Origin of the sequence: Rhizobium anhuiense bv. trifolii, assembly GCF_024346605.1 — a bacterium.
In the GTDB taxonomy this organism is placed as follows: Bacteria; Pseudomonadota; Alphaproteobacteria; order Rhizobiales; family Rhizobiaceae; genus Rhizobium; species Rhizobium anhuiense.
Genome location: NZ_CP098803.1, coordinates 3,594,992 through 3,611,316, shown reverse-complemented (window position 1 = coordinate 3,611,316; position 16,325 = coordinate 3,594,992). Strand labels below are relative to the sequence as shown.

13 protein-coding genes are annotated in these 16,325 nt (G+C 61.8%); 10 read left to right on the top strand and 3 right to left on the bottom strand.

What is annotated here, in order from left to right:
• The first annotated feature begins 46 nt into the window (after positions 1–46).
• Positions 47–1,450 carry an MATE family efflux transporter gene (locus tag NE851_RS26570; RefSeq protein ID WP_047611097.1) on the top strand — a complete coding sequence of 468 codons (1,404 nt, stop codon included), beginning with the start codon at positions 47–49 and terminating at the stop codon, positions 1,448–1,450.
• A 17-nt stretch (positions 1,451–1,467) separates the two neighbouring features.
• On the opposite strand, the gene NE851_RS26565 is transcribed toward NE851_RS26570, so the two are convergent.
• Complete coding sequence (locus NE851_RS26565) at positions 1,468–1,788, bottom strand: antibiotic biosynthesis monooxygenase family protein (RefSeq protein ID WP_047611094.1); 321 nt, start codon at positions 1,786–1,788, stop codon at positions 1,468–1,470.
• A gap of 129 nt (positions 1,789–1,917) precedes the next feature.
• Positions 1,918–3,123 carry a glutamine-hydrolyzing carbamoyl-phosphate synthase small subunit gene (carA, locus tag NE851_RS26560; RefSeq protein ID WP_097542371.1) on the bottom strand — a complete coding sequence of 402 codons (1,206 nt, stop codon included), beginning with the start codon at positions 3,121–3,123 and terminating at the stop codon, positions 1,918–1,920.
• Between the two features lie 269 nt (positions 3,124–3,392).
• On the opposite strand from carA, the gene NE851_RS26555 reads away from it, so the two are divergent.
• Complete coding sequence (locus NE851_RS26555) at positions 3,393–3,848, top strand: GatB/YqeY domain-containing protein (RefSeq protein ID WP_028758328.1); 456 nt, start codon at positions 3,393–3,395, stop codon at positions 3,846–3,848.
• A gap of 3 nt (positions 3,849–3,851) precedes the next feature.
• Here the strand turns inward: NE851_RS26555 and NE851_RS26550 are convergent, their stop codons facing one another.
• On the bottom strand, positions 3,852–4,739 hold the full coding sequence (locus tag NE851_RS26550; RefSeq protein WP_063474556.1) for a hypothetical protein: 888 nt from the start codon (positions 4,737–4,739) through the stop codon (positions 3,852–3,854).
• A gap of 669 nt (positions 4,740–5,408) precedes the next feature.
• Between NE851_RS26550 and dnaG the strand changes: the two genes are divergently transcribed.
• The 8 genes from dnaG (at position 5,409) to NE851_RS26510 (ending at position 16,293) form a co-directional block, all read left to right on the top strand.
• The gene (gene dnaG / locus NE851_RS26545) at positions 5,409–7,418 is read left to right on the top strand and encodes a DNA primase (protein WP_254958855.1); all 2,010 of its coding nucleotides are present in this window, start codon (positions 5,409–5,411) and stop codon (positions 7,416–7,418) included.
• Positions 7,418–9,286 carry a DNA helicase RecQ gene (gene recQ, locus NE851_RS26540; RefSeq protein ID WP_254958853.1) on the top strand — a complete coding sequence of 623 codons (1,869 nt, stop codon included), beginning with the start codon at positions 7,418–7,420 and terminating at the stop codon, positions 9,284–9,286. The genes dnaG and recQ overlap by 1 nt, the downstream gene beginning before the upstream one ends.
• Positions 9,287–9,383: 97 nt before the next feature.
• On the top strand, positions 9,384–10,571 hold the full coding sequence (locus tag NE851_RS26535; RefSeq protein WP_254958851.1) for a glycine C-acetyltransferase: 1,188 nt from the start codon (positions 9,384–9,386) through the stop codon (positions 10,569–10,571).
• Between the two features lie 181 nt (positions 10,572–10,752).
• Entirely contained in the window at positions 10,753–11,790 is a 1,038-nt protein-coding gene (tdh, locus tag NE851_RS26530; RefSeq protein WP_028758333.1) for an L-threonine 3-dehydrogenase, read from the top strand.
• A gap of 10 nt (positions 11,791–11,800) precedes the next feature.
• Positions 11,801–12,148, top strand: a complete 348-nt coding sequence (locus tag NE851_RS26525; protein WP_063474559.1) for a GFA family protein — start codon at positions 11,801–11,803, stop codon at positions 12,146–12,148.
• A 464-nt stretch (positions 12,149–12,612) separates the two neighbouring features.
• Positions 12,613–14,670, top strand: coding sequence for an RNA polymerase sigma factor RpoD (gene rpoD, locus NE851_RS26520; RefSeq protein ID WP_047611085.1), 2,058 nt, complete (start codon positions 12,613–12,615; stop codon positions 14,668–14,670).
• Between the two features lie 421 nt (positions 14,671–15,091).
• Positions 15,092–15,385, top strand: coding sequence for a GYD domain-containing protein (locus NE851_RS26515; protein ID WP_018242976.1), 294 nt, complete (start codon positions 15,092–15,094; stop codon positions 15,383–15,385).
• Positions 15,386–15,552: 167 nt separating this feature from the next.
• Positions 15,553–16,293 carry a DUF930 domain-containing protein gene (locus NE851_RS26510; RefSeq protein WP_127430198.1) on the top strand — a complete coding sequence of 247 codons (741 nt, stop codon included), beginning with the start codon at positions 15,553–15,555 and terminating at the stop codon, positions 16,291–16,293.
• Positions 16,294–16,325: the final 32 nt, after the last annotated feature.

The window sequence follows — 16,325 nt, the reverse complement described above, 5'->3', positions numbered from 1 at the left end:
CGCCGCAACCTGCGGCGACGCATATTTCAATCACAGGACTGGTGTCATGGACACGCCGATCGACGCGCGCAGGCTTGCGCCGACAACCGATAATCGTTGGGGCGCACATTTCCGTGCAACGCTGGCGCTCGGCATTCCGCTGATCGGCGCGCAGCTTGCCCAGCTCGGCATCAACACCACCGACGTGATGATCGTCGGCCGGCTCGGCGCCGAGCATCTGGCGGCGATGGTGCTTGCGGCGCAGTTCCTGTTCACGATCCTGATCTTCGGCTCGGGCTTTGCCATCGCCGTCATTCCGATGGTGGCGCAGGCCTACGGCCGCGGCGACGTTGTCTCGGTGCGCCGGTCGCTGCGCATGGGTCTGTGGGTGGTGATCGGGTACTGGGTGATCATGCAGCCGGCCTTCTTCAATTCGGAGCAGGTCCTTCTCTTCGCACAGCAGAAGCCCGAGGTGGCCAAACTCGCCCACGGCTACATCATGATCGGCCAGTTCGGCGTGCTGCCGGCGCTGCTCTTCAACGTCATGCGGGCGCTGGTCAGCGCCATCGGCAAGGCGGGCATCATCCTCAACGTCACCATCGCCACGCTGGTGATGAATGCGATCTTCGCCTATATGCTCGTGCTCGGCCATTTCGGCTTTCCGGCAATGGGGCTCGAGGGCGCGGCGATCGTTTCGGTCGTCGTGCAGACGGCAGGCTTCCTCTTCATCCTGGCTTTCGTGCAGCGGCGGGAAGAGACCCGGCGCTACGAGATCTTCGTGCGGTTCTGGAAACCCGACTGGCATGCGCTGCTGGAGGTCATCCGGCTTGGTTTCCCGATCAGCGTCACCATCCTTGCCGAAGTCAGCCTGTTCACGGTGGCCTCGCTGCTGATGGGTTATATCGGCACCATCGAGCTTGCGGCTCACGGCATTGCCCTGCAATGGGCGTCGATCGCATTCATGATCCCGCTCGGCCTCAGCCAGGCGGCGACGGTGCGCGTCGGCGTCGCGCACGGGCAGGGCGACCATCAGGGGCTGGTGCGGGCTTCGATCATGGTGCTCATCCTCGCCTGCGCCATTTCGGCGGTGGGCTCGGTACTCTTTGCGACCATGCCGCAATTCCTCGGCAGCTGGTTCCTCGACGTCAACTCGCCCGAAGCGCCGGAGGTGCTTGCCTATGCCGGGCCGCTGATCGTCGTTGCCGGGCTTTTCCAGCTCGTCGACGGGCTGCAGGTGATCGCCAATGGATTGCTGCGCGGTCTCAAGGACGCGCGCGTACCGATGATCATGGCGTTGATCGCTTACTGGCCGATCGGCTTCTTCCTGGCCTGGGCCTTTGCCTTCCCGCTGGGTTTCGGCGGTATCGGCATCTGGTTCGGCTTCCTCGTCGGGCTGGCAGCCGCCGCCGTCATGCTCTGTGCGCGCTTCTACCTTCTCCTTCGCCGGGAGGCGGAACTGGCCCACGCCTGAGCCGTCCGCCTCTGCCGTCAGGCCGCGACGGGCTTGTAACTGGCGATATCGGCGCGAATGCCGAGACGTGCAAACATTTCCTGCGGATCGAAATGGGCGGCCCTATGGGCCGCTGCAACGGCCGCCCGCGCGCGCTCGACGACCTCCGTATTTTCCCATTCGGCGATCGTGACGAAATTGAATTCGCCTGGGCCGGCGACCTGTTCCAGTACCCTGTGATCGATGAAACCGTCCTGCGCCTCCAACAGCTTGTGGGTCATCATCACTTTGACGAGAAATTCTTCTCGCGCCGCTGCCGGCACGACGAACTTGTCTATCCTGTAGAAAGCTCCGCTCATCCAGTTTTCTCCTGCATCAGATGTTTGCAGGCAGATCTGTAATTCCTCAACTTAAGCTGAGGTCAAGGGGCGGATAAAGAAAAAGGCCCGCCTGGGCGAGCCTTCATCGGAAATCGCTGTGGCTTGAAATCAGCGTTCGGCGAGTGCCGGTTCGCCCTTCTTTTCGCGCACCATGTTGATGAAGCGGCGGAAGAGATAGTGGCTGTCCTGCGGGCCGGGAGAGGCTTCCGGATGATGCTGGACGGAAAAGACCTGCTTGCCGAGCACGCGCAGGCCGCAATTGGTGCCGTCAAAAAGCGAAATGTGAGTCTCTTCAACGCCATCAGGCAGCGACTTCGAGTCGACCGCGAAGCCATGGTTCATCGAGACGATCTCGACCTTGCCCGTCGTATGGTCCTTGACGGGGTGGTTGGCGCCGTGATGGCCCTGATGCATCTTCTCGGTCTTTGCGCCGAGTGCGAGACCCAGCATCTGGTGGCCGAGGCAGATGCCGAAAACCGGGATGTCGGTCTTGATCAGCGTCTTGATGACAGGCACGGCATATTCGCCGGTTGCCGCCGGATCGCCCGGGCCGTTCGACAGGAAGATGCCGTCCGGCTGCATGGCGAGGACGTCTTCGGCGCTCGTTGTGGCCGGCATGACGGTCACCTTGCAGTCGAGGCCGGCAAACAGGCGCAGGATGTTGCGCTTGACGCCGTAATCGAGGCAGACGACGTGGAATTTGGCGTCCGTAGCCTTGAGTTCACCGTAACCTTCGTTCCAGACCCACGGCGTTTCGGTCCACTGCGAGGACTGGCCCGACGAGGCGATCTTGGCAAGGTCGAGACCTTCGAGGCCGCTCCAGGCTTTGGCTTCGGCCTTCAGCGTCTCGATGTCGAAGACGCCGTTCGGATCGTGGGCGATCACCGCGTTCGGGGCGCCGTTCTCGCGGATCCAGGCTGTCAGCGCGCGCGTGTCGATGCCGCAGAGGCCGATGACGCCGCGTGCCTTCAGCCATTGGTCGAGGTGCTTGGCGGCGCGGTAGTTCGAAGGGTCGGTGATGTCGGCCTTGAAGATGACGCCGACGGCGCCGTGCCGGGCGGCCGGCGTCAGATCCTCGATGTCTTCCTCGTTGGTGCCGATATTGCCGATATGCGGGAAGGTGAAGGTGACGATCTGGCCGAGATAGGAGGGGTCCGTCAGGATCTCCTCATAGCCGGTCAGCGCCGTGTTGAAGACCACTTCGGCCGGCACTTTGCCGGTGGCGCCGATGCCCTTGCCTTCGATGACCGTGCCGTCGGCAAGAACGAGCAGGGCGGTCGGCTTTTCGATTGTCCAGGGTGCTGTCGCGGTCATCTTCATCCCGTTTCCGGCAGGTGGGCGCGTTGCCGCGCTCGTCGCCATTTGATCTCGCAGGCGTGTGGACACGGCAATGCCGCGCGCTTCAGGCCTGATCACGAATTTTGGTGCAGGTGGCGGTAAATAGCCACGCAATCGCTTAGCGTCAATCTTTGTAGCCGAGATTGCCGCTGTTTTCCTGCGCTTTGTCGCAACGACCGCGCAATTTATTTGATCCGCCGCATCAGCGTGGTTTATGAAGCGGCATCAAAACAGGAGTGAAGACCATGCTGCGCGATCAACTCGCCACCCAGCTGAAAGAGGCGATGAAGGCCAAGAATGCGGAGCGGCTTTCCACCGTCCGGCTGATTCAGGCCGCGGTCAAGGACCGCGATATCGCCAATCGCGGCACCGGCAAGGAGCAGGCGAGCGACGACGAGATCCTGCAGATTCTCGCCAAGATGGTGAAGCAGCGCGACGAATCGGCAAAGATCTACGAGGAGAATTCCCGACCGGAGCTTGCCGCCAAGGAGCGCGCCGAAATCACCGTCATCCAGGATTTCATGCCGAAGCAGCTTTCCGACAGTGAAGTGCGCGCCAACGTCTCGGCGATCATCGCCGAGACGGGTGCCGCAGGCGCCAAGGATATGGGCAAGGTGATGGCAGCGCTGAAGGAGCGTTATGCCGGCCAGATGGATTTCGCCAAGGCCTCGGCGACCGTCAAGGAACTGTTGAACGGATAAGTTTCAGATAACGCGTCTTGCCTGCGGTTCGTCACGGACCGCAGGCCCGAGCACCGCTTCGGCGGCGGCATCGACGATGGCGAATTTCGCCGCCTGATAATTCCAATATTCGCGGATGAAGTGGCCCGACAGCCAGAAGTCGCCCTTGCGGGAGAGTTCTGTCCAGCCGACGCTTTCCATGGTCGCCGCCTGCGTCAGTAGCCGCTTGAGATGGGTGTTGGAGATCATGAACTGTTCGCGCAGTTCCCTGAGCGATAGAGGGCCGAGAACGACGCGGTCGGCCGTCCGGGGAAATTCCGGAAGGCGCGAGATCAGGTAGTCCATCACCAGTCCGCCGGAATTTGCCCAGTTGAAGAGGTTGAAGGTCGGGCCTGGATTGCGCACCGCTTCACTCCCGATGATCGCCTTGGCGATCAGCGGCTGGATCGCTGCCATCATCGCCGAGGGATCGGCAGTGATCTTGTCGGCGCGCTCACCGCCGTCGAGGCTATCGAGGATCATCATATGGGTGACGAGCCAACGGGTGAAATGCTGCTCGGCGATTTCGGTCGGCTCCAGGTAGCGTGTGCGCTTGTCGGGGCCGGGAACCGGTCGCAGGAAGCGATAGGCCAGCATTTCCTGCATGAAGGCTGCGGCCGTGTTGCGGCTGGCGATATCGTTCTTGACCGCGAAATCGATGAAGCGGCCGGAATAGAGGCCGCTCTTGCCGCCGTCGGGATGACCGTAGTGAAGGGCGAAACCGGCATGGGCCATCAGCCAGCGCTGCTGCGCGGCGAAGATCGAGGCGATGCGCGGGCTCTCGCGATAGATGGCGAGCATCTGATCGGCGCACTGCAGGATCGCAGCGAAAAATCGATCGTCTGCTGCAAGATTTTCCGCGGTAAAAGCCATTGGAGAGGTCCAGGAGTTCGGCGCATACATCTTTCATGCCAGCGCCGCCTGTCAACGGTTTTGTCAATAAGCGGTTAATTTCAAAGGGAGAGTTGTCGCAGAGGGAGCCAGAAATTTAAGAAGGCAGGAGCTGGGGGCGCTCCTGCCTTCTTGCTCTTTGCTTCCGCCGGCAACGCAGGGCCGAGGCCCAAGCCGGAGGGTATTTGCAAAGGCACCCTTGCGAAGCGGCGCCGGGGGTAGGGATGGTGCTTCGCTCGGGGATCGCTTTGTTGAGATCGAACCTATTGCGGGCTGGCTGCTTATTCAAATTACAAAAAAATAATGATTGGCGAAAACGGCGGTTTGGGGGGCATCAAAGCGGAGGTCGGGCAGTAGGCTGTAAGACGGGGGTGTCCGAGCGTCGGAATTGATATGTCACTGTTTTTAAAGGATTTAATATGGGAATTCGGCAGGCTTTGGCTCTTTGTGGAGCACTCACGACGGTGCCGTTCCCGATCTGCGAGGACAATAATGTCGCACCCCTGTCGCAGGGGCGATAACGTGTTGTTGATTGGAAAACCGACATCGCAAGCAACCGGTGCACTTGCCTGTGAATAGCGGGTTTTCATGACAAGTTTCGTGGCATGGAGCGGCAAAGCAGCTTATATGGAGCTTGGCCAAGAGGTATAGATGCGCTTTTCCAACACCTTTCTCGATGAGATCCGCGACCGCGTTCCGATTTCGAACGTGATTGCGCGCCGCGTCAGCTGGGACAAGCGCAAGACCAACGTATCGCGCGGCGATTATTGGGCCTGCTGCCCGTTCCACGGCGAGAAATCGCCGAGCTTCCACTGCGAGGACCGAAAGGGCCGCTATCACTGCTTCGGTTGTGGGGTCACCGGCGACCATTTCCGCTTCCTGACCGAACTCGAGGGCCTGAGTTTTCCCGAGGCGGTGCAGCAGATCGCCGATATGGCCGGCATGCCGATGCCGCTGGCCGATCCTGTCATGGAGAAGCGTGAGAAGGAGCGCGGCTCGCTGATCGACGTCATGGAAATGGCGACGCAATTTTTCCAGGACCAGCTACAGACGGCGAATGGGGCGAGGGCACGCGCCTATCTGCGCGACCGCGGGCTGACGGGACGCACCATCGAGACCTTCCGTCTCGGCTATGCGCCCGACAGCCGCAATGCGCTGAAGGAATTTCTTGCCGGCAAGGGTGTGCTCAAGGAGCAGATCGAGGCCTGTGGCCTGGTCGTCCATGAAAACGTGGCGGTTTCCTACGATCGCTTCCGCGACCGCATCATGTTCCCGATCCTTTCGTCGCGAGAGAAGGTCATCGCTTTCGGCGGCCGCGCCATGTCTGCGGATGCGCCGGCGAAATATCTGAACTCGAACGAGACGGAGCTCTTCCACAAGGGCAATGTTCTTTATAATTTCGCCCGTGCGCGGCGCGCGATCCAGGGACCGGGCCGCGGCGACCCTCAGGATGACAATGCGACGGGCACCATCATCGCCGTCGAAGGCTATATGGACGTGATCGCGCTCTATCAGGCCGGCGTCGAGAATGCCGTTGCGCCGCTCGGCACGGCGCTTACCGAAAACCAGCTCGAACTGCTCTGGAAGATGGTGCCGCAACCGGTACTCTGCTTCGATGGCGACGGGGCCGGTATCCGCGCCGCCAATCGCGCCGCCGAACTGGCGCTGCCGCATCTGAAGCCCGGCCGTTCCGTCCGCTTCGCGCTTCTGCCCGACGGCAAGGACCCGGACGATCTGGTGCGTGACGAGGGCCGCGCGCCCTTCGACAAGGTGATGAGCCAGGCAAAGCCGCTTTCCGAGATGCTGTGGAGCCGGGAGATCAATACCGGCAAGTTCGATACGCCTGAGGCGCGCGCCGAACTCGAGGCGCGGCTGAAACAGCTCGTCGCCGTCATCGCCGACGAGAATGTGCGCCGCCACTACCAGCAGGATATTCGCGACCGGCTGAACGCCTTCTTCCAGCCGCAGTTCCAGAACCGCAACAATGGCGAGCGCCGCGGCGGCTTCGCGGGCAATGGCAATTACCGCCCGGGCCGCGACAATGCCGGCAAGGCGGGGCCGAAAAGCCCCAGCATCATTTCCGACCGGCTCGCCCGCTCGGGCCCCGTGCGCGGCCACCGGGACAATACGGCGTTGCGCGAAAGCGTGTTGGCGCTGACCGTCATCAATCATCCTTCGCTGATGATCGACGATTATGACGAAATCGCCGCGATCGACTATGACAGCCGCGAGCTGCAGCGGCTCTGGTCGGCGATGCTCGGGGCTGCCGCTGCCGTCGCCGGCCCGCATCTGACACGCGAATATCTGACCGAACGGCTGGAATTCGAGGGTTTCGGTCCGCTCATCAAGAGCCTCGATCAGCAGGTGCGCAATGCCCGGCTCTGGACGGCGACCGAGGAGGCGGCGATGGAGGATGCGCGCGAAGGCTATCGCCAGGCGCTGGCCTTCCACAAGCGGGCGAAGGCGCTGCGCCGGCAGAAGATCGAACTCGAGCGAGAGATCGCGCTGGCGACCGAAGCCGGCGACGGCGAGGCGATCGTTCAACTGATGCGCGCGCAGCAGGAAGTGCATTTCGAAGGGGTGCGCCTTGAGAACCAGGAGGCGATCATCGATGGCTTCGGGGTGCTTTCCGGCCGCGTCAAAGGGGCGGCGAACCACTGATGTCGCTGACCGAACGCAATGAACCGGGCTTTTCCGCTTCCGGCGCGCTGTTTTCTTCCGGCCGCTCGCCACTCGCTATCCTCAAGCAGGTCTATGGCTATTCCTCCTTCCGCGGCAAGCAGCAGCAGGTGGTCGAACATGTGGTTTCCGGCGGCGACGCCGTCGTGCTCTTTCCCACAGGTGCCGGCAAATCGCTGTGTTTTCAGATCCCGGCGCTTTGCCGCGATGGCGTCGGCGTCGTCGTTTCGCCGCTGATTGCGCTGATGCGCGATCAGGTGGAGGCGATGAAGCAGCTCGGCATCCGTGCCGCAGCGCTCAATTCGTCGCTGTCGCGCGAGGAATTCGTCGAGGTTCGTCGCGCGCTCTCGGCAGGCCAGCTCGACCTTCTCTACGTGACGCCCGAGCGCATTCTGACCGACGGGTTCCGCGAGCTGATCGCCAACGAGAAGATCGCGCTCTTTGCCATCGACGAGGCCCACTGCGTCTCGCAATGGGGCCATGATTTCCGGCCGGAATATCGTGCCCTCGGCCGGCTCGGCGAACAATATCCCGGCGTGCCGCGCGTGGCGCTGACGGCGACGGCCGATCCGCATACGCGCGACGACATCATCGAGCGGTTGGGGCTCGATGCCGCGGAGATCTTCACCACCAGTTTCGACCGGCCGAACATTGCCTACGAGATCGTCGAGCGTGACCAGCCGCGCCAGCAGCTCTTGCGGTTCCTCTCCGGCCATAAGGGCGACAGCGGCATCGTCTATTGCCTGTCGCGCGCCAAGGTCGAGGATACGGCCGACTGGCTGAACGGGCAGGGCATCCGCGCGCTCGCCTATCATGCCGGCATGGACAGGGCGGTTCGCGACGCCAATCAGGATGCCTTCCTGAAAGAAGAGAATCTTTGCCTGGTCGCCACCGTCGCCTTCGGCATGGGCATCGATAAGCCGAATGTGCGGTATGTCGCCCATCTCGACCTGCCGGGCTCGGTGGAAGCCTATTATCAGGAGACCGGGCGCGCCGGGCGCGACGGCCTGCCGTCGGACGTCTGGATGGCCTATGGCATGGCCGACGTCATCCAGCGCGGCCGGATGATCGACGAGGGCAGTGCCGCCGCCGAGATCAAGCGGGTCGAACGCGCCAAACTCAACGCATTGCTGGCCATCTGCGAGACGGCTTCCTGCCGGCGCCAGGCGATCCTTGCTCATTTCGGCGAAGCGCATGCCGGCCATTGCGGCAATTGCGACACCTGCCTGAAGCCGGTCGAAACCTGGGAGGGCACAGAGGCGGCGATCAAGGCGCTGGCCGCCATCTATCGCACCGGCGAGCGTTTCGGCGCCGGCCATGTCGTCGACGTGCTCCTCGGCAACGTCAACGAAAAGACCGAGCGTTTCGGTCACGCCGAGATGCCGGTCTTCGGTGCCGGCAAGGATATTCCGGCGCGTGTCTGGCAATCCGTGTTCCGTCAGCTGCTCGCCATGGGTCTGATCCGCGTCGATCACGAAGCTTTCGGCGCGCTGAAGCTGGAGCCGGAGGCACGGGCCGTCTTCAAGCACGAGCGGCAGGTGTTCTTTCGCAAGGACCGCCCGGCCTCGGAGCGGCGTACGAAGAAGGCGGAGCGCGGCGAGCGCAAATCCGGCTTGTCGGGCGCCGATGGCGCTCTCTTCGAAGCGCTGCGGGCCGAGCGCATGGCGATCGCGAAATCGCTCGGCGTGCCGCCCTATGTCGTCTTTCCCGATACGACACTCATCGCCTTCGCCACGGAGAAGCCGCGCAGCCGCAAGGAATTGCTCGCCATATCGGGCGTCGGGCAGGCGAAGCTCGAACGCTACGGCGATGCCTTTCTCGAGATCATTCTCTCGCACGACAAGGGCTGAACGGCTCACGGCTGATCTCGGTCCAGCGCTGAAGAAGACAAGCCGGCGGCGATATGCTAACCCGGCTGGCACGGAAATCTTCACGAAGGGCCGCCCCATGACCTCGCAATTTCTCTCCCATCTCCGCAACGAGATTTCGGTGCTGAAGGATGCCGGCCTCTATAAATCCGAGCGGGTCATCACTTCCAAGCAGGCGGGCGAGATCGGCATTTCCACCGGCGAGCGGGTGCTGAATTTCTGCGCCAACAACTATCTCGGCCTTGCCGACAACGAGGAACTGGCCGAGGCCGGCAAGCAGGCGCTCGACCGCTACGGTTATGGCATGGCTTCGGTGCGCTTCATCTGCGGCACGCAGGAGGAGCATAAGCAACTCGAGGCGCGCATCTCCACCTTCCTCGGCATGGAAGACACGATCCTCTATTCCTCCTGCTTCGATGCCAATGGCGGCCTGTTCGAAACGCTGCTGTCCGAAGAGGACGCGATCATCTCGGACGCGCTGAACCACGCCTCGATCATCGACGGCGTCAGGCTTTCGAAGGCCAAGCGTTTCCGCTACGCCAACAACGACATGGCAGCACTCGAAGAGGAATTGAAAAAGGCCGAAGGCAGCCGCTTCAAGCTGGTCGCCACCGACGGCGTCTTCTCGATGGATGGCATCATCGCCAATCTCGGCGGTGTCTGTGATCTCGCCGAGAAATACGGCGCGATGGTCATGGTCGATGACAGCCACGCCGTCGGCTTCGTCGGCAAGAACGGCCGCGGTTCGGCCGAACATTGCGGTGTCGAGGGCCGGATCGACATCAGCACCGGCACGCTCGGCAAAGCGCTCGGCGGCGCCTCGGGCGGTTACACTTCGGCCAAGGCTGAAGTCGTCGAATGGCTGCGGCAGCGCTCGCGGCCCTATCTGTTCTCGAACACGCTGGCGCCTGTCATCGCCGCGGCCTCGCTCAAGGTGTTCGATCTCATCGAAAACGGCGATATCTTGCGCAAGCGTCTTTCCGACAATGCCGATCTCTTCCGCACAGAGATGACCAAGCTCGGTTTCACGCTTGCCGGCGAAGGCCATCCGATCATCCCCGTCATGCTGGGTGACGCCAAGCTCGCCCAGGACATGGCGGGCCTGATGCTGAAGAAGGGGATCTATGTGATCGGCTTCTCCTTCCCCGTGGTGCCGAAAGGCCAGGCCCGCATTCGCACGCAGATGTCGGCGGCGCATTCGCAGGCGGATGTGGAGCGGGCGATCGCGGCTTTTGCCGAGGCAGGGCGGGAATTGGGTGTGATTTGAGAATAGGCGATGCTGCCCCTCACCCTAACCCTCTCCCCGCTCGCGGGGAGAGGGGACGTGCCCAACGGACCGCTTGAGAATGCGGAAACGGTGCGGCATATCCCTTCGCCCCGCTTGCGGGGAGAAGGGGCCGGCAGGCGGATGAGGGGCTGCGACAGATACGGGGCCAAGGAATACAGATATGTCGAACATGATGAAGGCACTGGTCAAAGCGAAACCGGAAGTCGGGCTCTGGATGGAGAATGTGCCGGTGCCCGAGGTCGGGCCGAACGATGTGCTGATCCGGGTGAAGAAATCGGCGATCTGCGGCACCGACGTCCATATCTGGAACTGGGACCAGTGGGCGCAGAAGACCATTCCGGTGCCGATGGTGGTTGGCCATGAATTTTCCGGCGAGATCGCCGAGATCGGTTCGGCGGTCACCCGCTATCATGTCGGCGAGCGCGTCTCCGGCGAGGGGCATATCGTCTGCGGCAAGTGCCGCAACTGCCGGGCGGGCAGGGGGCACCTCTGCCGCAACACGCTTGGCGTCGGCGTCAACCGCCCGGGTTCCTTCGGCGAATTCGTCTGCATTCCCGAAAGCAATGTCGTGCCGATCCCGGACGATATATCAGACGAGATCGCGGCAATCTTCGACCCGTTCGGCAATGCCGTGCATACCGCACTCTCCTTCGATCTTGTCGGCGAGGACGTGCTCGTCACCGGCGCCGGCCCGATCGGCATCATGGGCGCGCTCGTCGCCAAGCGATCCGGCGCCCGCAAGGTCGTCATCACCGATATCAATCCGCACCGGCTGGATCTCGCGCGCAAACTCGGCATTGACCACGTCGTCGATGCTTCCAAGGAGAACCTCGCCGATGTGATGAAGGCGATCGGCATGACGGAGGGTTTCGACGTCGGGCTTGAAATGTCGGGAGCGGCCCCCGCCTTCCGCGACATGATCGACAAGATGAACAATGGCGGCAAGATCGCCATACTCGGCATCGCGCCTGCTGGTTTCGAGATCGACTGGAACAAGGTGATCTTCAAGATGCTCAATCTCAAGGGCATCTATGGCCGCGAGATGTTCGAGACCTGGTACAAGATGATCGCCTTCGTCCAGGGCGGCCTCGACCTTGCGCCCATCATCACCCATCGGATCGGCATCGACGATTTCCGCGATGGCTTCGAGGCGATGCGGTCGGGCAACTCCGGCAAGGTCGTCATGGATTGGATGTGAGGAGGACGACATGATTTATGAAGGAAGCTGCCATTGCGGCAACGTTGCTTTCGAGGTCGAAGGCGAATTCACCGAGGCGCTGGATTGCAACTGCTCGCTCTGCCGCAGGCGGGGTGGGCTTCTCGCTTTCGTGCCGCGCGACAAGCTGGTGCTGAAGACGCCCGAGGCCAATCTCTCGACCTATACTTTCAACAGCCATGTCATCCGGCATCACTTCTGCGCCAATTGCGGCATCGCGCCGTTTGGTGAAGCCGTGACCCCGGATGGCGCGGCGATGGCCTCGATCAATCTGCGCTGCATTCCCGCGGTCGATCTCGGGGCGCTGACGGTGAAGGCCTATGACGGCGCGGCGCGTTAGATTCTTCAGTCTGAAGGCGCATATATCGTCGGTACAACTGCAAAAATGGTGGAAATAACGGGTATGGCGGGCAAAATATTTGCTGCCCTTGTCTTTTGTTCGCCGCATCTTAAATAAGGCTTCGCAATCGCTGCCGCGGTTCAAAGCCTGTGGATAAGGCTTTTTCCGATATTTCGTGAGCTTTTTTTCTGGAAAAGCTTGACGAGAACAAAAAATGTGGGAATCACCGTTCGACTTGTTGAAACGGTGAACTGGGTCAAGGCGGATCGCGCAACCATGGCCGGAAATCCAAAAGCAAGAAAGCTTTGCTGTCCGGTGCCGGCGATCGTGGTTAATCAGGCTTTAAATGTCATCCCGTTAGGTGGGCAAAGGTGATTCGAGGGCGGCGCGAGCGACGCGTCAGGCCCTGAGACGGCCCATTCACCGTAGCGAGATTGGATAGCGTCAGGAAGGCGACGATATAAATGGCAACCAAGGTCAAAGAGAACGAAGACGCGGAAGTCGAACGCGACGGCGCAAGCGACGGCCCTCTTCTCGATCTTTCCGACGACGCGGTCAAGAAGATGATCAAGGCCGCCAAGAAGCGCGGCTATGTGACGATGGACGAGCTCAACGCGGTCCTGCCGTCCGAGGAAGTGACGTCCGAGCAGATCGAAGACACGATGTCGATGCTGTCGGACATGGGCATCAATGTCATCGAAGACGAAGAAGCCGAGGAAGCCGGTGCTTCCGGCGGCGGCGATGACGACGACGCCGGCGGCGACGAGGACAGCGAAGGCGGCGAACTCGCGCCTTCGAGCGGCACGGCGCTTGCGACCGCCAAGAAGAAAGAACCGACAGATCGGACAGACGATCCTGTTCGTATGTACCTGCGTGAGATGGGCTCGGTGGAGCTTCTCTCCCGCGAGGGCGAAATCGCGATCGCCAAGCGCATCGAGGCCGGCCGCGAAACGATGATCGCAGGCCTCTGCGAGAGCCCGCTGACCTTCCAGGCGCTGATCATCTGGCGTGACGAACTCAACGAAGGCACGACGCTGCTGCGGGAGATCATCGATCTCGAAACGACCTATTCAGGTCCTGAAGCCAAGGCTGCGCCGCAGTTCCAGAGCCCGGAGAAGATCGAGGCCGACCGCAAGCTCGCCGAGGAAAAGGAAAAGACCCGCCGCGCCCGCTCCGGCGACGACGACATTACCGATGTCGGCGGCGAAGGCCTGCCTCCCGAAGAGGAGGAAGAGGACGAGGACGAATCCAACCTTTCGCTGGCGGCGATGGAAGCAGAGCTTCGTCCGCAGGTGATGGAGACGCTGGATACGATCGCCGAGACCTACAAGAAGCTGCGCAAGCTGCAGGACCAACAGGTCGAGCAGCGGCTGTCGGCTTCCGGCACGCTGTCTACCGCCCAGGAGCGCCGCTACAAGGAACTCAAGGATGAGCTCATCAAGGCCGTCAAGTCTCTGTCCCTGAACCAGAACCGCATCGATGCTCTGGTCGAGCAGCTCTACGACATCAACAAGCGCCTCGTTTCCAACGAAGGCCGCCTGCTGCGTCTGGCCGAATCCTATGGCGTCAAGCGCGACTCCTTCCTGGAGCAGTACCAGGGCGCCGAGCTCGACCCGAACTGGATGAAGTCGATCGGCAATCTGGCTGCTCGCGGCTGGAAGGAATTCGCCAGGGGCGAAAACACGACGATCCGCGACATCCGCCAGGAAATCCAGAATCTGGCGACCGAGACCGGGATCTCGATCTCGGAATTCCGCCGCATCGTGCATATGGTGCAGAAGGGCGAGCGCGAAGCGCGCATCGCCAAGAAGGAAATGGTCGAAGCAAACCTTCGCCTCGTCATCTCCATCGCCAAGAAGTACACGAACCGCGGCCTGCAGTTCCTCGACCTCATTCAGGAAGGCAATATCGGCCTGATGAAGGCGGTCGACAAGTTCGAATATCGCCGCGGCTACAAGTTCTCGACCTATGCGACATGGTGGATCCGTCAGGCGATCACCCGTTCGATCGCCGACCAGGCCCGCACGATCCGCATTCCGGTGCACATGATCGAGACGATCAACAAGATCGTCCGCACCTCGCGCCAGATGCTGCACGAGATCGGCCGCGAGCCGACGCCGGAAGAACTGGCCGAAAAGCTTGCGATGCCGCTCGAAAAGGTCCGCAAGGTCCTGAAGATCGCCAAGGAGCCGATCTCGCTCGAAACCCCGGTGGGCGACGAAGAAGATTCGCATCTCGGCGATTTCATCGAGGACAAGAACGCGCTGCTGCCGATCGACGCCGCCATCCAGGCGAACCTGCGCGAAACGACGACCCGCGTTTTGGCCTCGCTGACGCCGCGCGAGGAACGCGTCCTGCGCATGCGCTTCGGCATCGGCATGAACACCGACCACACGCTCGAAGAAGTCGGCCAGCAGTTCTCGGTCACCCGTGAACGTATCCGCCAGATCGAGGCAAAGGCGCTGCGCAAGCTGAAGCATCCGAGCCGCTCCAGAAAGCTGCGCTCGTTCCTCGACAGCTGAGCGACGACACGATCTCTACGATTGCGAAAGCCGGGCTTCATGTCCGGCTTTTTGCTTTCCGTCTTTGTGTCATCCAGTCGTTATCTCGCAACCGGTGTTTCGGCCCCACATTGCTCGCCTCGTCTCAATCTGTGATCTGCTGCCATGTCGAACGTTTAGAGGTCCGCTTTTAGGTGCCACGCGAGCGCGCACTGACGCTCCGTGTACGAAGAAATTTTGTACGCAGTCCCAGACGCGGGGTTATCTCGACTTTCTGCACACTTTTGGGCGACATGCCTAATACCAATGATCCCGGCGGCTTTCTTGTCGCTGGGTGGTGACAAGATTATAGTCCGGCCACGGGGGAAGAAATCGATCGCGATGCGCGAGCGAGGACCGGTGCATGCCCGCGTCGGGCGAATCCTCCGTTGGGAGGTGCGAAATGACCACTTACATTGTGTTGATCAACTGGACGGACCAAGGTGTGCGCAACGTTCGCGACTCGTCAAAACGGCTAGATGCGGCGAAGAAATTGCTCGGCGACATGGGCGGCTCCTTCAACCAGTTCTTTCTGACGATGGGCGGCCACGACATGGTGGCTGTCTGCGAAGCGCCTGACGATGCCGTCATGGCGCGGTTTGGCCTCTCGCTCGCGATGGGCGGCAATGTCCGCACCCAGACACTGAAGGCATTTCCGGAGGCCGCCTATCGTGAGATCATCGGCTCGCTTGGTTGATCGCGACAAAGGACCGCTATCGGCGGTCATAAGCGTTGCGCAACTCGCGTCAGACTGGCACTGTCGCCCTGTCCTTAATTCCTCGTGGCGTATCGGCAGGGCTCTTGATGAAAGCGTTCCCAGGTTTTATGGCCGCCTTCGATTGTCCGACAGCTGCTTCCTGAGCGATGGCACTGGTGTGGGAAAATCGGGGCGAAGGTATCGAGCGGGGCGCTTTCGCCTCGTTCGCTCTGCATGCCGTCATGCTTGCACTGCTGCTCCTGCTGCTTCCGAGACCTGAGCCGCCGGCACCGTTGCCGGACGACGGCATTACGGTTGATATCGTTCCGGAAGTCGCCAAACCTTCTGCGATAGCGCAGCGGGTCGCGACGCCTGCACCCACTACGGCAAAGCCGGACGCGAGTGCGTGGGTCCAGGAGATTGCTCCGCCACATCAGGAGAAGGCGCCGACGGCCGCGAGGTCGCCTGAAGTGGCTTCCGTCCCTCCGGTGCCGCCGAAGCCTGAGGTATTCGTCCAGGCGGGCCAGCTGTTTTCGGAGACGGTGTTGTCAGATCCGCGCAGCCGGCGCGCCCGCGAGGCGTTGCGCGGCCTTGCCGGCAGCGAGCGCAATCTGCAGCTCTGTGACCTGGAGGCGCTGGAGCAGGTGCGCCGCGCGCAGCCGGCGATGGCGCCGGATGCGCTCGCGCCCTATGCGATGGCGGCGGAGAAGGTCAGCGGCAACAGCGTCGAGGTGAAGGGCGGCGCCTTCCGCAGCAAACGGAAGTGGTACAATGTTCAGTTCAAATGCGAGCTCAATGCCGGCTCCGGCAAGGTCGCGTCCTTCGCCTTTCTCATCGGAGATGCCATTCCGCGAAGCGAATGGCAGGTCCACGATCTGGTGGCCGACGATGGAGCCGCCGACCAATGACACTATAGCGCCGCGCGTCTTTTCGGACGCGC

What these genes read in the sequence shown, in the direction of transcription:
- rpoD (WP_047611085.1), top strand. Translation starts at nt 12,613, where the DNA reads ATGGCAACCAAGGTCAAAGAGAACGAAGACGCGGAAGTCGAACGCGAC.
- NE851_RS26535 (WP_254958851.1), top strand. Translation starts at nt 9,384, where the DNA reads ATGACCTCGCAATTTCTCTCCCATCTCCGCAACGAGATTTCGGTGCTG.
- tdh (WP_028758333.1), top strand. Translation starts at nt 10,753, where the DNA reads ATGTCGAACATGATGAAGGCACTGGTCAAAGCGAAACCGGAAGTCGGG.
- dnaG (WP_254958855.1), top strand. Translation starts at nt 5,409, where the DNA reads ATGCGCTTTTCCAACACCTTTCTCGATGAGATCCGCGACCGCGTTCCG.
- NE851_RS26565 (WP_047611094.1), bottom strand. Translation starts at nt 1,788, where the DNA reads ATGAGCGGAGCTTTCTACAGGATAGACAAGTTCGTCGTGCCGGCAGCG.
- NE851_RS26510 (WP_127430198.1), top strand. Translation starts at nt 15,553, where the DNA reads ATGGCACTGGTGTGGGAAAATCGGGGCGAAGGTATCGAGCGGGGCGCT.
- recQ (WP_254958853.1), top strand. Translation starts at nt 7,418, where the DNA reads ATGTCGCTGACCGAACGCAATGAACCGGGCTTTTCCGCTTCCGGCGCG.
- NE851_RS26550 (WP_063474556.1), bottom strand. Translation starts at nt 4,739, where the DNA reads ATGGCTTTTACCGCGGAAAATCTTGCAGCAGACGATCGATTTTTCGCT.
- NE851_RS26515 (WP_018242976.1), top strand. Translation starts at nt 15,092, where the DNA reads ATGACCACTTACATTGTGTTGATCAACTGGACGGACCAAGGTGTGCGC.
- NE851_RS26555 (WP_028758328.1), top strand. Translation starts at nt 3,393, where the DNA reads ATGCTGCGCGATCAACTCGCCACCCAGCTGAAAGAGGCGATGAAGGCC.
- carA (WP_097542371.1), bottom strand. Translation starts at nt 3,123, where the DNA reads ATGACCGCGACAGCACCCTGGACAATCGAAAAGCCGACCGCCCTGCTC.
- NE851_RS26525 (WP_063474559.1), top strand. Translation starts at nt 11,801, where the DNA reads ATGATTTATGAAGGAAGCTGCCATTGCGGCAACGTTGCTTTCGAGGTC.
- NE851_RS26570 (WP_047611097.1), top strand. Translation starts at nt 47, where the DNA reads ATGGACACGCCGATCGACGCGCGCAGGCTTGCGCCGACAACCGATAAT.